This is a genomic window from Novosphingobium sp., from assembly GCF_036820275.1.
GTDB lineage: Bacteria > Pseudomonadota > Alphaproteobacteria > Sphingomonadales > Sphingomonadaceae > Novosphingobium.
In genome coordinates this window covers 1-17260 of the sequence record NZ_DAISLT010000011.1, presented here as the reverse complement: position 1 = coordinate 17260, position 17260 = coordinate 1, and the positions used below count along the sequence as shown (strand labels likewise).

Here is a 17260-nt window from a genome sequence, read left to right as displayed (position 1 = left end):
GCCAATCTCACGGTGAACTATGCGCTGCGCGAGGGCATCGAGGTGAGTGCTGGCGTACGCAATCTGTTCGACGATTATTACGTGCTCGCCGATGGCTTCCCGGAACCGGGCCGCAGCTTCTTCCTGAGCTTCGGTTTCAAGTATTGAGCGAAAAAGGGGCGGCTTATGGGCCGCCCCTTGTCCCGTCTTATCCGGCCCGATCAGCAGGATGGTGGGGGGCTGAATGTTGCATATAATATCACGCCGCTTGGGACGGCATCATACCGCCGGTAAAGTCCCGAATATCCTACAGTAAACCCGCGAGAAGCTGGCCGTGCTGCTATAACCCAAGCGAAGCGCGATTTTGGGCAAGGGGACGCCCTGCGCCATCCAGGTCTCCGCAAAATGCATCCGCAGTTGCTGGTGCCATTCGCCCGGGGACAAGCCGGTTTCCTCGCGAAATGTACGTGTGAAGGTTCGGCGGCTCATCCCGGCGGTCGCGGCCCAGGCGTTGAGGTCAAGCGGTCTTGCCGGATCGTGCGACAACTGGTCACAAATCTGCCGCAGCCCTGCCGAGCGCGGCATCACCGGCGCCATGGCGGCAACATCCGGCGAGCGGGCAAGTTCGTCGAGGATGAGGCCAGTGACGAACGTCTGCCGCTCGCCGTTGGCACCTGGCTGTTCCAGCATGGCGTCCTCGACCAGCGCATGGAGCAAGGGCGAGACCGCAATGACGCGGACCTCGGCGGGCTGGGGGTGCGCTGCGCCATCGACATAGAAGGCATTGTAGGCGGCAGGGCCGCGACAGGTCACCGCATGGACGACCCCGGCGGGGATCCAAACGCCCCGGCCGGGCGAAAGCAGGATGCTCCGCCCCTCTACCTTCACTGTGGCAAATCCTTCCGTTCGGTAAGAAAATTGCCCCCGATCGTGCTGGTGGGGCGGGTCATAATAGCCTGCGGACTGGCGCCCGGCGAAAGCGTGAATCGCTCTGTCCGCGCCGATATTTGCGCTGCTGATCTCCACCGGCGGCAAGGAGCGGTCGGCTAGGTTCTGGGCGTTCATCATGACCTTTTTAGCGGGGCGGCTGTTCGATTGGGCCAAAGTACGTCCAGTCGGGCCAAAACGCCATCCCGTTGTTGCGAATGCTTCTCATGATACATTAAGGCGCGGCCCTCACAGCAATCAGGTCAATAGATTTACGATGAAGCGCTGGTCGGGCAGGGAAATCGCCATAAGAGGCATGTTGGCGGTCATCGGCGGTTATGGGCTGGTCGCGCTGTGGTGCGCGGCGATCGCGCGCTTGCTGCCGATCACGCCGCTCGATGCCACATTGAGCGCGACGATGCTGGCCTTCCCGCTCTACGCGCTCCTCGCGGTCTGGGTGTTCGCCGCGCGGTCGGTAGGCCGTGTGTGCGGCTTCGGTGCGCTGGCGGCGCTGGTCGGCCTTGCGTTGCTGAAGGGGGCGTCGCTGTGACCCTGCGGCAGACACAGGCTATCTTGCACACATGGTCCGGCCTGCTGGTCGGATGGGCGCTTTATACCATCTTTCTGGCGGGCACGGTCAGCTTCTGGCGTGATGAGATCAGCCGATGGACTCGTCCGATGCTGGGGCCGGACATGGATCGGGGGCTCGTGCTGGACCGCGCGCAGGCCTTTCTCGATCGCAAGGCGCCGGGCGCCAAAAGCTGGACCATCGAACTGCCCGGCGAGCGGGGCGCGGGTACGCTGCTGAGCTGGCAGCCGCAACCCAAGAAGGGGGAAAAGCCCGGTCGGCGCCGCCGCGGCGCGGGCAATGAACAGTGGCTGGACGGGCACGGCATGCCCGTTTCCGTGCCGGATACGCGTGGCGGGGATTTCTTCTACCGGCTGCATTTCGACCTCCATTATGTGCCGGTGCTGTGGGCGCGTTGGTTCGTCGGTTTTTGCGCGATGATGATGCTGGTGGCGATCGTTTCCGGGGTCATCACGCACAAGAAGATTTTCAAGGACTTTTTCACCTTCCGCCCCGGTTCTGGGCAGCGCAACTGGCTGGACGGGCATAATGCAACGGCGGTTCTTGCGCTGCCCTTCCACCTGATGATCACCTATACCGGTCTGATCACGCTGATGACGCTGTACATGCCCTGGGGCGTGGCCGCCAATTATCCGAGCCGGGACGCCTTCTACAAGGATCTGCTGCCGGCCGCGCAAGTCGTCCGGCGATCGGACGAGGCCGCGCCGTTGGCGGACCTGAAGGCGATGGTGGCGCAGGCGGAAAGGCGCTGGGTCGGAGGCCATGTCGCGATCATCCGTATCACCGAACCGGGGGATGGCGCCGCGCGCGTACAGATCTCGCGCCGCCTGTCGGATCGGATCGTCGATGGCGGGCAGGCGATCGCCTTCGATGGCGTGACGGGCAAGTTGCGCACGGGCCCAGCGGCGCAAAGCGGGGGAGCCGTGACCCGCGACGCGATGATCGGCCTGCACGCGGGGCGCTTTGCACCCATGGCGATGCGCTGGCTCTATTTTCTGTGCAGCCTCGCCGGGACGGTGATGGTGGCCACAGGGTTGGTGCTGTGGACGGTCAAGCGGCGTGAGAAACTGGCCGATCCGGCGCAGGCGCATATCGGCATCCGCCTGATCGAGCGCCTCAATGTCGGCTTCATCGCCGGATTGCCCGTGGCGTTGACCGGATTCCTGTGGGCCAACCGGCTGATCGAACCCGCCATGAAGGGCCGGGCCGACCGCGAAATCCTGGCGATGTTCCTGCTATGGGCTGGGTGCATGGTGGTGGGGCTGGTTCGTCCTCCCCGGCAGGGATGGACAATATTGTTCGCATCGGGTGCCCTGCTGCTGGCGGGATTGGCGCTGTTCGACATGGTCGCGACCCGGACTGGGCTAGTCTCGAGCCTGCTGCGTGGCGATAGCGCCATGGCGGGTGTGGAAAGCAGCTTTATCCTGCTGGCAGTCGTCTTCGGCCTGTTAGCGCGCAAGGTGGCGCGTCATGTACCCGCCGTGAAGCGCCGCCGCGAGCGATCCCGGGCCGCCTTGACGGAGGACGGCATCGCCGTGCCTGTCCAATGATCCTTCTTGCCTTCCTTTTCGCCCTTACCGGCCTGGCCTTCCTGGGGCTTACCAGCGCCAAACATCATGGCTGGGCGCTGGGTCGCAACCCCAGCGCCCGCGACCGGGCGCGCCTGCGAATCGGGGCTGGGGTCACCCTCGCCGCCAGTCTTGCAGTGTCCATGGTCGGATGGGGTGTCGCGCAAGGCAGCGTGGGATGGTGGGGCCTGCTCACGCTGGCTGCCGCCATGCTGCTGATCCTCCGCACCTATGTCCACCGGCGTCCGCGCCGCTGATCCTTCATCCATTCCAATTGACGACAGGGGAAATAATGACACACGATATTGCCTTCGGGGCCGTCTCCGCGCGCGCCTGCATGACGGCGCTGGCGCTGGTCTGCGCAAGTCCCGCGCTGGCCCAGACCGGCGAGCCCGCCGACGATCAGCCGGAAAGCTATGCCGACGCCATATTGGTCAACGGACGGACAGAGGGCTATCAGGTCAAGGCCACCAACACCGCCACCAAATTGCCCCTGACCCTGCGCGAGACGCCGCAATCGATCACCGTCTTCACCCGCCAGCGGATCGAGGACTTCAACCTCATCACCATTGCCGAAGTGATGGAGCAGACGCCGGGCGTCACTGTCCAATCCTATGACAGCAACCGTACGCGCTTTCAGGCGCGTGGCTTCTCGATCACCAATTTTCAGCTCGACGGCGTGCCGTCCAACTTCAATGTCGGCGCCAGCGGCAACAGCGTCATGAGCGACACATCGGTATTCGAACGCATCGAGGTTGTGCGCGGCGCAACGGGCCTCGTTACCGGCACCGGCGATCCATCGGCAACGGTCAATCTGGTCCGCAAACGGCCGACCGACACCTTGCAGGCCAATGTCAGCCTGAGCGCCGGATCGTGGGACTATTATCGCGCCGAGGCCGATGTCGGCGGCCCGCTGATCGCCAGCGGGCGCATCCGCGCGCGCGTCGTGGGCGCCTATACCGACAAGCAGAATTTCGTCCGCTTCCAGCATGACACATCGCCCAGCATCTATGGTGTGATCGAGGCCGACATCACCAACACGACCCGCTTGCGGTTCGGTGGCGATTATCTGCGCACCGATTCAAAGGGCGGCGCATGGAGCGGCGTCCCCCTCTTCTTCAGCAACGGCACCCGCACCGATCTGCCCCGTTCGTACAGCGGCGCGGCGCGCTGGAACCGTTGGGAGCGCGACAATATCAACGCGTTCGGCGTACTGGAGCAGGAAATCGGCCGCTGGGTCGCCCGAGCAGCCTACAATCAACGCTGGACGGATACCGAAAGCCTGCTGTTCGCAGGATCGAGCAGCACCAGCGGCACCACCACCCGGTTTGCCGACGCCACTACAGGCCTCGGCCTCAATGTGTCGGACACCTACACCGTCGGCGAGACCCGTGAAAAATCGCTCGACGGCTATGCAACCGGTCCGCTTCGCTTGTTCGGCCGCGACCATGACGTGGTGCTGGGCGTCAACCATTACGACCGGGAATTCCGCACCATCGGCGCATCCATCACGGCGCGGGGCTATTCCAACGCGGCGGGCAGTTTTCCAAGCATCTTTACATGGAATGGCGATATTCCGCGTCCCACCACCAATAACACGGGCATTCCGCGCAGCATCGAACAGGGCAAGCAGACCGGCTTCTACGGCTCGATCCGCCTCAACCCCAGCGATTTCATCAAATTGATCCTGGGCGCGCGCTACACCAGCTATGAAACGGCGACCGATAACTACAACACGGCCGGCGTCCATACGACGACGACCGGCATCAACAGCGAAAAGCGCGTGACCCCCTATATCGGCCTGATCGTCGACCTGTCGAAGGAGATTTCCGCCTTCGCCAGCTATGCCGAGGTCTTCACGCCCCAGTCCCAGCACGACGTCAACGACCAGCAGCTCGCGCCGCTGACCGGCGGCAATTACGAAGCAGGCCTGAAGGGCGAGTTTTTCGACAAGCGCCTCTATGTGTCGGTCAACGGCTATCATATGGTCCAGAGCAATGTTGCCGAGCTGGACCCAAACAGCGACGGACTGCCGCTGCCCAGCGGAGGTCAGGCCTATCGGTCGGTGTCGGGGGTCAAGACCTGGGGCGGCGAGTTCGAGGTATCGGGATCGATCACGCCGGGCTGGAACGTGACCGGTGGCTATACCTATTCGCGCAGCAAGTCGGCCAATGGCGACCGCTTCTCGCCCGAAACCCCGCTGCATCTGGTAAAGTTCAACAGCACCTATCGCCTCGGTCAATTCGTATTGGGCGGCGGCCTGTCATGGCAAAGCCGCATCTATCGCTTCATGCCGATCCCGACCGGTAATTTCACGACCGCCGGCCTGCCGATCACGCAGACTGGCGCCGTCAGCCAGAAGGGTTATGCGCTGGTGGACCTGCTGGCCCGGTTCAACCTCAACGATCATTTGAGTGCCGGACTCAACCTGACAAATGTGCTGGACAAGCATTATTATCGGAATGTCGGCTTCTTCAATGGCGGCTATTACGGCCAGCCGCGCCGCGTCCTCGCCAACCTGCGCTGGAAGATGTGAACCGGCGCCCCAGCAGCAGAATGTACCTGCTGCTGGGGCATGATTGGAGTTACTCTATATTGGCGATTCTGAGATTGGACACGCTCCATGGGAACGAGCAGACGATCTTCATCAGTCGATGCCTCCAAGGCCCTTGATTTACCTAGTTCTTGAGCAGTGGCATTACTTACCATAGCTTTGATAGTTCAACGGTTTGCGTTGCCTTGCAAGCGTCAGCTTCCATCAAGGCGTGCCATACATCCTTTAGATAGGAACGTCGTAACTTGGTCGCGACCTGCCGGAACCGGACCGTCCGTACCTCGGCATCGGAATTTATCGTTTGAACGGCAATAATGGGTCGCGACCCGCCGGTAGCGCCCTCCCCTGCTCACGCCGACAAAGCGGCCGTAGACCTCCCCTTCTCAGCTTCCTGACAGCTGCCATCGGTTCACCGAGTTGCTAGCGAACCTGAACAACCGGGCGTGGGACTTTCCGGTCTGTCGGCTTATTGGCGGCCAGCCAAGGAAAGCCGCCGTTGGCTCAGCGGCGTGAGCCCAAATCAAAGGCCTAGGATGGGACAAAACGGTCCTTGCGAGGCCAACCGGGGAATGGCGGGTTTCTCGATTATTTGTCGTCGCCGCTCATTAACTTCGTCAATTCCCGTTCCTTCATCTTGTAGGACATCGCCATATTGAAGGCTGAGAAAATGATGCCGCTCACAAGCGTGGACAGGGTGATCGTCACGAATGCCGACACGATGAGATCTACCCACCTCATGCCGCTGGAGATCAAGACGGGACGATAGATCACTATGCCCACAAACACGGCCCAGTGGCTCATGCAGTAGAAGCAATGGAAGAGATATCCGATCATATGACCGGCCTTGTTTATCAACTCCCTGAGCGGACGAAAAATCTCTGTCAGCGTGATGGTGATCGAAATGCTCGAGGCTGCGATCGCGATGATCACGCACTGCCACAAGCCGGTATAGTCGGTCATTCCGGATTCCCCGCGATAGTGGCCACTGTCGCACGCGAGCCTCAAGCTCGCTACGCCGAGCGATGCGGCTCGGTCAGAGGCGGCGATATCGAGGATCGATTGACCGTTGGCCTTTTCCATCAGGATACCTTATCACCCGCCATTCAAACATTCAATGCATTGCTTGAATGATGATTGACCTGTGATGGTCAGGCTTTTGAGGCGGTTATCCCTGCAGCGAACGTCCGGACTTTGAAGCCTTCGCGTTGGAGCAGCACACCAGCCTGTTCGGACAAGACACAGAATGGCCCGCGGCAGTAAGCGACGATCTCGATGTCACACCTAAGCTCTGACGTGCGGCTCCCCAGCTCCGTCAGCGGGATATTGATCGCGCCGGGCAGATGATCCTCTGCAAACTCGTCGGCGGGACGCACATCGAGCAGGACGATAGACTGGCGTTCGATAAGCTCGGACAGCTCGTCCCAGTTAACCGAGTCGAGCTCCGCAGGCTGCGAGAGGCTGTCGCGCGCCAGCTGGGCGGCCGCCCTCATTTGGTAGTCGCAATAGTTGCGCAAGGCCTGAAGAAGCGTCGGCACGGGGCCATCGCCGAGGCTATAGAGCATGTGTTTGCCGTCACGTTGCACCTGAACGAGGCCGGTCCGCCGCAGCACCTGAAGATGCTGGGATGCATTGGCAATGGACAGACCGGCGAGCTCGGCAAGCGCTTCGACCGAGCGCACCTGGGCAGCGCTCAGCTGGCTGAGCAACTCAAGACGATGGGGATTAGCGAGCGCTTTCGCAACGTCGCCGGAAAAATCCCAAGGACCAGATGATTGGGGTGTCATCACAATCACCTATCTGCGCAGCGCCAAGATGGCAAAGCTATGCGTGGTGTGCGGCAATTTTCATCGGTCAAAGAGTTCGAAAGGCGGGTTCGGGCAGAAGCTGCCGTCGCACGAGCGACCCTAATTGTCTTGAGTTGGGTCGCCTGGTGCCTTGTCATTCGACCTTGCTGCCGCTCGAAGACTCTTCCTTCATCCAGCTAATAAAATTCATAACTGACCCTCGCTTTCGTGCGATCGGCAATGTTGCGGCATAATAAGCAAAATCGGTCGGCCACGGCCGGTCCAACACGAGCGCTAGGCGTCCGGTTGCGATTTCCTCGTTCGCATATATGTCGCGGACCAGCGCGATGCCCTGACCGGCGATTGCAGCCCGGATTAGCAGTAGGTCGTCGTCGAAAGCCGGACCGCGCTCTGCGCGCGGATCGTCGGGGCACCCCGTTGCCCGGAGCCATAGCGGCCAGTCGGCTCGATCCGAATCCTGGAGTAGGGGATAGGCCAAGCAATCGGCCGGCTCGCGGATCAACGGCCCTGCCCGCAATACTGCCGGAGCTGCGACCGGCAACAGAACTGGCGCCATCAAATAATCGGAAACCAGGCCCGGATAATCTCCGAGGCCATGCCGAATGGCGATATCCACGCGCATCTTCTGTAAATCGACAAGCGTGTCCGAAGCTTCGATCCGAACCTCGAGATCGGGGCATCGCTGAGTGAAGCGCCCCAGACGGGGCACCAGCCAGGACGCGGCAAAGGACGGGACGGTGCTGATCGTCAATGTCGGACGGGCATTTATGGCCTCCAGTTCCCCGAGACCACCTGCGATCTGATCGAACGCCATGACCATCGCGGGATGAACTTTCGATCCGGCTTCGGTCAACTGTACGCCATGGCGCGTACGGGTGAACAATGTCACTCCAAGACGATCCTCCAACTGCCGGATTTGCTGGCTGACCGCCCCCGAGGTCACGCCCAACGCCTCGGCGGCGTGCTTGATGCTGCGATGGCGACCCGCTTCAGCGAAAGCTCTCAGAGCAAGAAGCGGCAGAACGGGATTCATGATTTAGCCTGACTAAACTCAAAGGGCAGAAATCGTCGTTTAGTAGCGACGAAGAAAGGCGATATCCAGCCTCACAGCGGCGTTGATCCGCTTAGCCCACCTCCTTCCTGATAGCGAGATAATGCATGCAGACCGGGTCGATCGACCTCTATACCGACGCGTCTCCGAACGGCTTCAAGGTCACTATAGCCTTAGAGGAACTGGCGATGCCCTATCGCCTGCATCATGTGCGCATCGAGGACGGTGAGCACCGGCAGCCGGTCTTTCTGGCACTCAATCCCCATGGCCGCATTCCGGTCATCGTGGATCATGAGGCGAACCTCACGCTGTTCGAGTCCGCCGCCATACTGCTCTATCTCGCCGAGAAGACCGGAAGGCTATTGTCCCAGCGACCATCCACGCGCTGGAAGGCGATTAAGTGGCTCCAGTTCCATGCGTCGAGCATGGGTCCGCTGCTGGGGCAGCGCGTCCACTTCGAGTTGTTCGCGCAGGACCGGATTCCTGCAGCGATCAGCCGTTATCAAGAATTGACCGAAAGCGCTTTTGCCGTGTTGGATGCACAATTGTCCCGGCATGCATGGCTCGCCGGCGAAGACTATTCCATCGCCGACATCGCGACCTTCGGATGGACGCATATCGCGGATCTGTGCGGGTTTGACTTCGCACATCACCGGCATCTTCATCGCTGGCACGAGCAGGTCACAGCGCGTCCAGCGGTTCAGCGAGGCATTTCGCTACCCGTGCCCGCCACTGGGCCGTGAGCACAACAGGCATAAAGGAACTTCATTCATGACTGTGACCATGGAAACCGCGACGCACGACCCGTTGACGGGTGGACGGTCCGCCGAAGCTTTTGCCCGGCATCCGGGTTACTGCCGGATGTTTGCTCAAGACCAGCTTACGATCGGGATTTTCCTTCCGCTGCGCTTGTACCGCGGCGACATGCGGGTGCTGGAGGGGCAGTCCGATCTTGTTGCCGACATCGACAGGCGCGGGTTTGCCGCCGCCTGGGTGCGGGACGTCCCGTTGTTCGATCCCGGGTTTGGGGATGCGGGGCAGGTATTCGATCCCTTCACTTATCTTGCCTATCTGGCCGCCCGAACGCAGCGGCTGGCTCTTGCGACAGGGAGTGCGATCTTCTCGCTGCGCCACCCCATCGACCTGGCCAAGATGGCAACGACCATCGACCACCTGTCCGGAGGACGTCTTGTTCTTGGTATCGCCTCGGGGGACCGTCCGGTCGAATTTCCTGCCCATGGCATAGATAGAAATACGCGGAGCCAACGCTTCAGCAACGCCGTGGACTGGTTTCGCCGGCTCGTCGCCGAGGGCAGCGCCAAGATCAACGGAAGGCCGGGACGGCTGCAGGGCACAAGTCTCATCCCGAAGGCCGCGATCGGACGCATCCCGTTGATCGTCACGGGAAGTAGTCGGCAGACACCGGATTGGGTGGCCCGGTATGCGGACGGTTGGCTGACTTATCCGCATCAGACCCATGTATCAACAGGCCCGCAACAACTCGGCAGAAACATCAGTGCATGGCGCGCCCGTATCGATGATGGTGGTTTTCGACCGCATGTGACCAATGAGTGGATAGATCTGGTTGATGATCCGGCATTTCCGCGGACACCGTTGCAAGGCGGGCATGTGCTCAGGACCGGGCGCAACGGGCTGATCGACCTGCTTGGCGAGTGGCGTGAGGCCGGCGTCAATCATGCCGCGCTGGGTATTCAGTATTCCGACCGCCCCGCAACGGAAATCATACAGGAATTGGCGGAAGAGGTTCTCCCTCTCTTCCCCTCACATGATGGCCCTATACCGCTCAGAATGAATTGGTAATCGGTTCGGGAGCCGTCACGGTCCGCGCGACGGGGACGGCGGCTGTTCAACATCGGCTACAGGCAAGCTGTCAGGCGGCTTAACCCGCCGTTCGTGCCGTTGGCGCGTACGATACCGTTCACCAGAACCAGACGTTGTTGAAGACGCCTAACCGTCCGACCGCTATCGAACCCTCGATGGGGCCGATTCCGACGCAAGCCGACTTTTCCAGCGGCGCGGATGAACGACGCGAGTTGGTCGCATGCTGCCGGAAGCCGAACACCGCGTCGTGGAACATAACTGCCGTTCCAGCCAACGGTCCCGAAGGGCTGGTTCCCCCAGAACCGGTCAAATAGCAGCTTTTCACAATTTTAACCTGGAACCGGCCTTTCTGGAGCCGCCGACGGGACGGACAGAAGCTTACGTAAAACGCTTTGGCCATGCCAACGGCTTGTTGGACGTCTGCCAGTGACGATAGAGGGCCAAGATGTCGCCGCTAGTGAGCATCGTCATGGCCGCTCTCAATTCGTTGTCGCTCCAGTCCCACCAACGAAGTTCTAGAAGCCGCGCAATGTCGGCCTCGTCGAACCGCTTGCGGATCGTCCTGGCGGGGTTGCCGCCTACAATGGCGTAGGGCTCGACGTCCCGCGTTACCAGCGCGCGTGTGCCGATTACCGCCCCGTCCCCGATTGTGACACCAGGCATGATGATGGCCTCCGTCCCGATCCAGACATCGTTGCCAACTACCGTATCCCCGGCGGCTTCAAAACCGTTTCGCGCGCCTGCAAAGGCGGCGACCTCCGACATCCAATAGAAGGGGAAGGTGCTGATCCAGTCATTCCGATGCCCCTGATTGCCAGCCATGACGAAGGCCGCTCCCGAACCGATAGAGCAGAAGGAGCCGATTACGAGTTTGTCGACGCCATCGTCCGACAGGAGAAAGCGGGCGCATTCATCGAAGCCGTGGCCGTGATAATAGCCGGAATAGTAGCTATAGCGTCCAACCTGAATGTTCGGGTTGGTTACGAGGCGATCGAGCGTGATGCCCTTGAAGGGGCTCTCGAAGATATTATCCATGATGAAGACCGATTGTTTGCAAGCCGCGCATGCGGCGATGGTTCAACCCGAGTACTCTCGGGTGAAGGCCAGCGAGCGATACGAAGTATCGCCGCCCCAGCTTCCAACGTCAGGGACGAAGAAGCGCGATGCTGGTGGTTCGGTCTGCGGACTTCATCGGTCGATAATGACCCAATCGGGCATTGATGCCAATCCACTACGGCTGCTTTCAAGATACGCGAACTTAGGATCCATCGACGGTGACGTCGGCGCCTCCGGTCAGGCAGGTTTCGGGGCAAAATCTTGCAGCGCCGACATCTGCCAAGTTTTGGCAGAAGTGGACACTCAGAAGGCCGGCTCGGAACGTCTTAAGTTGGATCGCCAGCTGCCGTAACCAGACAGTCCGCACCTGGGCACCGGGATATGACGTCTGAGCGACCACAAAGGGTCCATGGCAGAAAGAGCGGCTACCGCCCATCCGAGACGCTCAGCCGGTAATTGTCGGTCGCGAACGGACTGATCGCTGCTCGATCCCATGCACCTGGGATCGGGGGAACCTACCGGGCGGCTTATCGGACTGCCATCATCGAAAGGTGGAGATGTGGCGACCTAAAGTTACGTCATCACTCCGCTTGGCCAGCTAGAGCCATCGTATAAAGAAGTCCGAGATCACGGAAGCCGCCTCTTCCACCGGGCGCTTCTGGTCGTAGAGATCAACGTGCGTAGCGCCTTCGATCATATGAAGGCGCTTAGGCTCCCTCGCCTGATCGAAGGCTTCGTGCGTCATCCACGCCGTCACAGCCTTTTCTGCGGTTATCATAAGCAGCGGACGCGGCGCGATCATGCCGATGAAGCGGAAGGCGTCGAATGTCGCCATCCTGTCGATACTGTCCCAGGTGAGCGCCTTGGCCGCGCGCGGGTGGTCGCCGCGCGGCGTGCAGTAATAGTGCCAGCCTTCGAAGACATGTTCCCCGCCGGCGCGCGCGGCAGCTTCGTCGGCAGGGAAGATCGGGAAAGCGCCGATCTCGCCGTGCACCGCTGCCTCGGAACGGCCCTGCGCGGCGCTGCCGAGCAATGCGTCGAGAATGGCAGGATCTTGGTGTCCGTCGGCGCCCACGCGAATCTGTCGGCCAACGTCTACTGCCGCAACTGTCGCCACCGCGCCAATGCGCCGATCCCCGGCTGCAGCCTGAATGACATATCCGCCCGACGCGCAAATGCCGAGAGCGCCGATCCGCTCCGGAGCCAGATCAGGCCGGGTCCGTAGCCATGACAAGGCGGCCTTGAAATCCTCCACACGCTGGGCAGGGTTTTCCAGTCCGCGTGGCTCTCCCCCGCTCGCGCCCTGATGGGCAGCATCGAACGTCAGCACATGAAAGCCCTGCTCGCACAGCTTGTCGGCATAGAGCGCGGGCGATTGTTCCTTCGTGGAGCTACCGGGATGCCCGACGATGAGCGCGCGCCCGTTCGGACGGTCTGGGGTGTAAAGACACGCCGCAATCGTCATGCCGGCGCTCGTGAATGCAATGTCCTGTTTCATGGGAGGATGATCTTTCAAAGGGAGGGATGGAGCGACATCAGGAACCCGCAGCGAGCGGCAGCAGAACCTCGCTTCTCGCATCGGATGCGTGAAACACGCGCTGCGATGCCTTCACGTAATCTGCGGGCGCGGCGCGGAACACATTGGCGACGTAGCTTTGCGGATTGCGGTCGTAGAGCGGGAACCAGCTCGACTGGATCTGCACCATAATCCGGTGCCCGGGCAGGAAAACGTGGTCTGCGTCGGGCAGGACGATATCGTAGCGCTCGACCCGGCCGGGAGTGATCGGTTCGGGATGCCCAGGGTCCTTGCGATAACGTCCGCGCAGGATGTTCATGGAGATCGGCAACTGGTAGCCGCCCATGGCGGGCTGCTCGGGCACGGTGTCCGGATAGACGTCGATCAGCTTGACCACCCAGTCCGCATCGCTGGCGGTAGTCGAGGCATAGATATGGGCGACCGGCTGCCCGGCGACATGCTGCGGCGCCGTGAGCACGGGCGATGTATAGGTCAGGACATCGCCTCGCGATGCAGCGAAGCGCTGGTCGTCCACCAGCCAGGTATCCCAGCTCGAGTCCGGGCCGTAGACGGAAAGGTCCGGCTGCGGGCGATAGGGTACCGGCTTGGCCGGATCGCTGACGTATTCGTCGTAGCCCGGCGATACGCCCTGCCCGCCGATGGACAGCCTGCCGCCGGTATCGAGGTAAAGCGGAAGCGAACCGCCTCCCGCTGCGGGCCAGTCCGGCAGGTTTTCCCATCGGTTATCTCCGCTGGCGAAGGCAATGACCCGCGCGATACCGGCTTGGGGCGCACCGTCCTTGAGATGTTCGTCGAGGAAAGGGATCAGGACATGCGCGCGAAACCATTCGGCGGTGCGCTGCCCCCAGTCGAGCGGGCCAAGCCGCGATCCCGAGCCGTTCTCCTGTCCGTGATACCACGGCCCCAGCACCAGATGCACTTCACGGGCATCGGCTTTTACGGCCTGATAGACGGCGGGTGCGCCGTAATTGTCCTCCTGATCCCATAAGCCGTCCACGAGCATGGTCGGTACCGTCAGCGGCTTGCGTGCCAGAATGCGATCGAGCGCCTGATCCTGCCAATAGGCATCGTATTCCGGGTGCGCCGCAAGTCGGTTCCAGAATGCCAGTTGGTCCATACCCATGGCGCCGGCCAAGGCCCCCGCTGAGCCGTAGTGCAGAAACGTCTCGTAGTCGTCCCGCGCGGTGACGGGCCAGCGCACCGCCGAGTGCTTGTCCGCGGTCTGATTGTAAATATAGCTCAGCATCTCCTGACGAAAGGCGCCGTTGTGGAACCAGTCGTCGCCTTTCCAGGTATCGACCATCGGGTTCATCGGCACCGAAGCCTTGAGTGCCGGATGCGGATCGACAAGGCTCATCAGCGCGGTGAAGCCGTCGTAACTGCCGCCGATCGTGGCGACCCTTCCGTTGCTTTCGCGAATGTGCCGGACCAGCCAGTCGATCGTATCCCAGGCATCGGTCGAATGGTCGGTCCGCGTCGGGTTCAACGGGCCGCGCAAGGGCCGGTTGACCACATAGTCGCCTCCGGATGCGAACTTGCCGCGCACGTCCTGCGCCACCATGATGTAGCCGTGCCGCGCAAGGTCGGCATAGCTGGGAAACAGGATGTCACCGAGTTTGGGGCCGTCCTGCTGCGTAGTCATCGCATCGGCACCATAAGGTGTGCGGTCGAGCAGCATCGGTGCCGACGTCAGTCCTTTCGGGACGATGACGACCGTGTGCAGCCGGACGCCGTCGCGCATCGGAATCTCGTAAGTGCGGCGCTGATAGTCGCGTTCAATCGCAGGCGGAACGAAGGCCGCGGGAATGTCAGAGGGCGACGCTTGCCCCTCCGCGATGGCCGGCAGCCCGTTCGCCGCGACCAAAAGGGCTGCAGCGACCCCGGGAAGGCGCCGGATATTGGCTTTATAGGGCCTGCGCATGGATTGCCTTTGCTTCTGTGGTGGCCGTGGCCTGCCGATTTGGCAAAGGACGGGCAAAAACGCCCGTTATGCTCTGTTAGAAGCTGTAGCTGCCTCCGCATCCAGCGCCCGGGCCATGCTGCGCACCGCATCGACCAGAGCCAGCAAGGCCGAGGAAGTGTTGCGATTATGGGGATAGTAGAGGGAGAGGGGCGGTGTGCGTGGCATCCAGTCCGCCAGCACGCTGCGCAGGCGACCGGAGGCCAGCGACTCTTCGCACACCGAACGGGCCAGATAGGCTATGCCCAGCCCCCTGCGGGCGCCTTCGAGAAGCAGCAGTTGATCGTCCAGCACCAGCGTTCCGGGCACATCGAGAGCCATGGCTTCTTCTCCGCGCTCGAACTCCCAGCGATAGATTCCCCCGCCGGGCAACATGGCCCGGAGACAAGGGTGGTGCATCAGCTCCGCCGGGTGCGTGAGCGCGGGGTGCATGGCCAGGTAATCCGGCGCCGCTACCACACAGAAATCGAGGCCGAAGGGCAAGGGCACGGAAACCATGTCGGCAGGCACCGAATCCGCGATCCTTATCCCCGCATCGCATTGCCCGTTCACGATATCGATGAGGCGCGTTTCCGTCGTCAGTTCGATGGTGACTTTTGGATATCGCTTCAGGAACGGTCCCAGGATCGACGAAAGAATCTGATAGGCACCCGTCACCGAACTGTTGATCCGCAGCACGCCCGATGGTTCAGCGGCCTGGTTGCGAGCTTCTTCGGCCGCGCGCTCGATCTCCACCAGAGCAGGAGAAACCCGCGCCAGGAATGCCTTTCCCGCCGGCGTCAGCGCGACACTGCGCGTGGTGCGATTGAACAGTCTGACGCCGAGCCTGTCCTCCAGCGATCGTATGGTGCTGCTGAGCGCCGTGGGCGAAGTTCCCAGCGCCTCTGCCGCGGCCCTGAAACTGCCCCTGCCGGCGACTTCAAGCGCCGCTTGGATTTCACCCAGGCTGTTCCGACCGATTATCCCGTTATTGCGCACGATACATCCTGATTGAGCGGACTAATCAAGACAGTCTTTTGCGGCCATTTCCCTGTCCTCAGCAAGAGGCAGGACATTTACCCATGAAGACGAATCTGGATTCCCGGCGTGCCCTCGTGACCGGGGCATCATCCGGCCTTGGCGAAGCGATCGCCCGTATGCTCGCCGAGGAAGGCGCAGCCGTCGTCGTCCATGGCCGGGACGAAGTCCGGACACGCGTCGTTGCCGATGCCATTCGGGCAGAGGGTGGCCGGGCGGATGTGGCAATCGGCGACCTTGCCACGAATGAAGGGGCCGACCGGGTGCTCGCCCAGGCGCTTGCCGGTGGCGACGTGGACATCCTTGTCAATAACGCCGGCTCCTACCATCATCATGACTGGCACACGGCAACGCCGGACAAATGGGGCGAGGCCTATGCCGTGAATGTCCTGTCCGGCGTCCGCATGATCCAGCGGATCGTCCCGGTCATGGTTTCGCGCGGGTGGGGCAGGGTGATCCAGATCGGCGGCGGGCTGGCCGAGCAGCCCACGGCCATGCTCCCGCATTACCAGGCCTCGCTGGCCGCGCGCCACAATCTGGCGGTTTCGCTGGCACGCAGGCTGAAGGGCACGGGCGTTACCTCAAACGTCGTCGCGCCCGGAGCCATTCTGGTGCCGGCGGTGAAGACCTTCCTAGAGAATATGGCGCCGCAGCAGGGTTGGGGTGAAACCTGGGAGGAGATAGAGCGAGGCTGCGTGGCCGACATCGTTCCGAATGATGTCGGCCGCCTTGGACGGCCGGAAGAAATCGCCGGGGCAGTTGTCTACCTTTCGAGTGGGTTAGCTGACTACGTCAATGGTGCGACAATCCGGGTCGATGGTGGAACTGTGAAGTCGGCGTTTTAGCAGCTTCGAGCGATCGAGAGCAATTTCGTTTGTCTCGATTCCGAGGCAGGATCAGCCCCAAAATCCGTTCCCGGCCGACCAGAATGCAAAATTCGATTTGCCATTTCTTTATCGGGAACGGATTGCCTTTAGATCGCTGATCGGATTTCCTTGGCCAGGAAGTCGGGTTTCGACCATCTAAGGCAATCAAAGTGGGAAAGCAGACCGACCGACCTGGGTATGCAATACTTTCGGCTGAGCGACCGCAAAGGATCGCGACCCGCCGGTAGCGCCCTCCCCTGCTCACGCCGACAAAGCCGACGTAGACCACCTCATCTCGGCTCCTTAATAGCTGCCCTAAGGGTAACCCAGTTAGGCACGAACCTGAACGACTTGGTGTGGGGACTTTGCAGCCATTCGCGTTCGTATCGGGAAGGAACAGATTCGGCGAACTCGGACGTTGTAGCCCCATTTTGCCCAACGGGCCGCGAGTTCGTGTGCACGGCGGTGACAAACCAGGCCAATGGAGCGCCGGCAAATTGCTGAGCGCG

General features: G+C 61.5%; 18 protein-coding genes. 9 read left to right on the top strand and 9 right to left on the bottom strand.

The window, feature by feature from the left end; genetic code table 11:
- A partial coding sequence (locus V7066_RS28785; protein ID WP_442947322.1) for a hypothetical protein occupies nucleotides 1–147 on the top strand: 147 nt, incomplete at its 5' end.
- A 111-nt stretch (nucleotides 148–258) separates the two neighbouring features.
- Here the strand turns inward: V7066_RS28785 and V7066_RS10755 are convergent.
- Nucleotides 259–1044, bottom strand: coding sequence for an AraC family transcriptional regulator (locus tag V7066_RS10755; RefSeq protein ID WP_334183036.1), 786 nt, complete (start codon nucleotides 1042–1044; stop codon nucleotides 259–261).
- Nucleotides 1045–1183: 139 nt separating this feature from the next.
- On the opposite strand from V7066_RS10755, the gene V7066_RS10750 reads away from it, so the two are divergent.
- From V7066_RS10750 to V7066_RS10735, 4 genes are read left to right on the top strand one after another with little or no spacing between them, the layout of a single operon-like run.
- On the top strand, nucleotides 1184–1456 hold the full coding sequence (locus V7066_RS10750; RefSeq protein WP_334183035.1) for a hypothetical protein: 273 nt from the start codon (nucleotides 1184–1186) through the stop codon (nucleotides 1454–1456).
- Nucleotides 1453–3045 carry a PepSY-associated TM helix domain-containing protein gene (locus V7066_RS10745; RefSeq protein WP_334183034.1) on the top strand — a complete coding sequence of 531 codons (1593 nt, stop codon included), beginning with the start codon at nucleotides 1453–1455 and terminating at the stop codon, nucleotides 3043–3045. The genes V7066_RS10750 and V7066_RS10745 overlap by 4 nt, the downstream gene beginning before the upstream one ends.
- On the top strand, nucleotides 3042–3320 hold the full coding sequence (locus V7066_RS10740; RefSeq protein WP_334183033.1) for a DUF3325 domain-containing protein: 279 nt from the start codon (nucleotides 3042–3044) through the stop codon (nucleotides 3318–3320). The genes V7066_RS10745 and V7066_RS10740 overlap by 4 nt, the downstream gene beginning before the upstream one ends.
- Before the next feature lie 35 nt (nucleotides 3321–3355).
- On the top strand, nucleotides 3356–5599 hold the full coding sequence (locus V7066_RS10735; RefSeq protein ID WP_334183032.1) for a TonB-dependent siderophore receptor: 2244 nt from the start codon (nucleotides 3356–3358) through the stop codon (nucleotides 5597–5599).
- Between the two features lie 603 nt (nucleotides 5600–6202).
- On the opposite strand, the gene V7066_RS10730 is transcribed toward V7066_RS10735, so the two are convergent.
- From V7066_RS10730 to V7066_RS10720, 3 genes are all read right to left on the bottom strand, one after another.
- Nucleotides 6203–6697, bottom strand: a complete 495-nt coding sequence (locus V7066_RS10730) for a hypothetical protein (protein WP_334183031.1) — start codon at nucleotides 6695–6697, stop codon at nucleotides 6203–6205.
- A gap of 68 nt (nucleotides 6698–6765) precedes the next feature.
- Entirely contained in the window at nucleotides 6766–7401 is a 636-nt protein-coding gene (locus V7066_RS10725; RefSeq protein WP_334183030.1) for an ArsR/SmtB family transcription factor, read from the bottom strand.
- A gap of 154 nt (nucleotides 7402–7555) precedes the next feature.
- The gene (locus tag V7066_RS10720) at nucleotides 7556–8455 is read right to left on the bottom strand and encodes a LysR substrate-binding domain-containing protein (protein WP_334183029.1); all 900 of its coding nucleotides are present in this window, start codon (nucleotides 8453–8455) and stop codon (nucleotides 7556–7558) included.
- A gap of 125 nt (nucleotides 8456–8580) precedes the next feature.
- Between V7066_RS10720 and V7066_RS10715 the strand changes: the two genes are divergently transcribed.
- Both V7066_RS10715 and V7066_RS10710 read left to right on the top strand, forming a co-directional pair.
- Nucleotides 8581–9216 carry a glutathione S-transferase family protein gene (locus tag V7066_RS10715; protein WP_334183028.1) on the top strand — a complete coding sequence of 212 codons (636 nt, stop codon included), beginning with the start codon at nucleotides 8581–8583 and terminating at the stop codon, nucleotides 9214–9216.
- A 28-nt stretch (nucleotides 9217–9244) separates the two neighbouring features.
- On the top strand, nucleotides 9245–10294 hold the full coding sequence (locus V7066_RS10710; protein WP_334183027.1) for an LLM class oxidoreductase: 1050 nt from the start codon (nucleotides 9245–9247) through the stop codon (nucleotides 10292–10294).
- Between the two features lie 118 nt (nucleotides 10295–10412).
- On the opposite strand, the gene V7066_RS10705 is transcribed toward V7066_RS10710, so the two are convergent.
- Together V7066_RS10705 and catB are read right to left on the bottom strand one after the other, a co-directional pair.
- On the bottom strand, nucleotides 10413–10571 hold the full coding sequence (locus tag V7066_RS10705; RefSeq protein ID WP_334183026.1) for a hypothetical protein: 159 nt from the start codon (nucleotides 10569–10571) through the stop codon (nucleotides 10413–10415).
- Between the two features lie 122 nt (nucleotides 10572–10693).
- Complete coding sequence (gene catB, locus V7066_RS10700; RefSeq protein ID WP_334183025.1) at nucleotides 10694–11350, bottom strand: type B chloramphenicol O-acetyltransferase; 657 nt, start codon at nucleotides 11348–11350, stop codon at nucleotides 10694–10696.
- On the opposite strand from catB, the gene V7066_RS10695 reads away from it, so the two are divergent.
- Nucleotides 11349–11723 (top strand): hypothetical protein, encoded by a 375-nt coding sequence (locus V7066_RS10695; protein ID WP_334183024.1) that lies wholly within the window; start codon nucleotides 11349–11351, stop codon nucleotides 11721–11723. The two genes, catB and V7066_RS10695, sit on opposite strands and share 2 nt — an antisense overlap.
- Nucleotides 11724–11969: 246 nt before the next feature.
- On the opposite strand, the gene V7066_RS10690 is transcribed toward V7066_RS10695, so the two are convergent.
- From V7066_RS10690 to V7066_RS10680, 3 genes are all read right to left on the bottom strand, one after another.
- Nucleotides 11970–12950, bottom strand: a complete 981-nt coding sequence (locus V7066_RS10690; RefSeq protein WP_334183023.1) for an alpha/beta hydrolase — start codon at nucleotides 12948–12950, stop codon at nucleotides 11970–11972.
- The gene (locus V7066_RS10685) at nucleotides 12907–14829 is read right to left on the bottom strand and encodes a CocE/NonD family hydrolase (protein WP_334183022.1); all 1923 of its coding nucleotides are present in this window, start codon (nucleotides 14827–14829) and stop codon (nucleotides 12907–12909) included. The genes V7066_RS10690 and V7066_RS10685 overlap by 44 nt, the downstream gene beginning before the upstream one ends.
- 66 nt (nucleotides 14830–14895) lie before the next feature.
- Nucleotides 14896–15846, bottom strand: coding sequence for a LysR substrate-binding domain-containing protein (locus V7066_RS10680; RefSeq protein WP_334183021.1), 951 nt, complete (start codon nucleotides 15844–15846; stop codon nucleotides 14896–14898).
- An 83-nt stretch (nucleotides 15847–15929) separates the two neighbouring features.
- Here V7066_RS10680 and V7066_RS10675 point away from each other — a divergent pair, with 83 nt between their 5' ends.
- Nucleotides 15930–16730 (top strand): SDR family NAD(P)-dependent oxidoreductase, encoded by an 801-nt coding sequence (locus tag V7066_RS10675; RefSeq protein ID WP_334183020.1) that lies wholly within the window; start codon nucleotides 15930–15932, stop codon nucleotides 16728–16730.
- Nucleotides 16731–17260 lie beyond the last annotated feature (530 nt).

Excerpts from the sequence above, each read along its gene's own strand:
- V7066_RS10755 (WP_334183036.1), bottom strand. The coding sequence starts at position 1,044 with ATGAACGCCCAGAACCTAGCCGACCGCTCCTTGCCGCCGGTGGAGATC.
- V7066_RS10750 (WP_334183035.1), top strand. The coding sequence starts at position 1,184 with ATGAAGCGCTGGTCGGGCAGGGAAATCGCCATAAGAGGCATGTTGGCG.
- V7066_RS10740 (WP_334183033.1), top strand. The coding sequence starts at position 3,042 with ATGATCCTTCTTGCCTTCCTTTTCGCCCTTACCGGCCTGGCCTTCCTG.
- V7066_RS10735 (WP_334183032.1), top strand. The coding sequence starts at position 3,356 with ATGACACACGATATTGCCTTCGGGGCCGTCTCCGCGCGCGCCTGCATG.
- V7066_RS10730 (WP_334183031.1), bottom strand. The coding sequence starts at position 6,697 with ATGGAAAAGGCCAACGGTCAATCGATCCTCGATATCGCCGCCTCTGAC.
- V7066_RS10725 (WP_334183030.1), bottom strand. The coding sequence starts at position 7,401 with ATGACACCCCAATCATCTGGTCCTTGGGATTTTTCCGGCGACGTTGCG.
- V7066_RS10720 (WP_334183029.1), bottom strand. The coding sequence starts at position 8,455 with ATGAATCCCGTTCTGCCGCTTCTTGCTCTGAGAGCTTTCGCTGAAGCG.
- V7066_RS10715 (WP_334183028.1), top strand. The coding sequence starts at position 8,581 with ATGCAGACCGGGTCGATCGACCTCTATACCGACGCGTCTCCGAACGGC.
- V7066_RS10710 (WP_334183027.1), top strand. The coding sequence starts at position 9,245 with ATGACTGTGACCATGGAAACCGCGACGCACGACCCGTTGACGGGTGGA.
- V7066_RS10705 (WP_334183026.1), bottom strand. The coding sequence starts at position 10,571 with ATGTTCCACGACGCGGTGTTCGGCTTCCGGCAGCATGCGACCAACTCG.
- V7066_RS10695 (WP_334183024.1), top strand. The coding sequence starts at position 11,349 with ATGATGAAGACCGATTGTTTGCAAGCCGCGCATGCGGCGATGGTTCAA.
- catB (WP_334183025.1), bottom strand. The coding sequence starts at position 11,350 with ATGGATAATATCTTCGAGAGCCCCTTCAAGGGCATCACGCTCGATCGC.
- V7066_RS10690 (WP_334183023.1), bottom strand. The coding sequence starts at position 12,950 with ATGCGAGAAGCGAGGTTCTGCTGCCGCTCGCTGCGGGTTCCTGATGTC.
- V7066_RS10685 (WP_334183022.1), bottom strand. The coding sequence starts at position 14,829 with ATGCGCAGGCCCTATAAAGCCAATATCCGGCGCCTTCCCGGGGTCGCT.
- V7066_RS10675 (WP_334183020.1), top strand. The coding sequence starts at position 15,930 with ATGAAGACGAATCTGGATTCCCGGCGTGCCCTCGTGACCGGGGCATCA.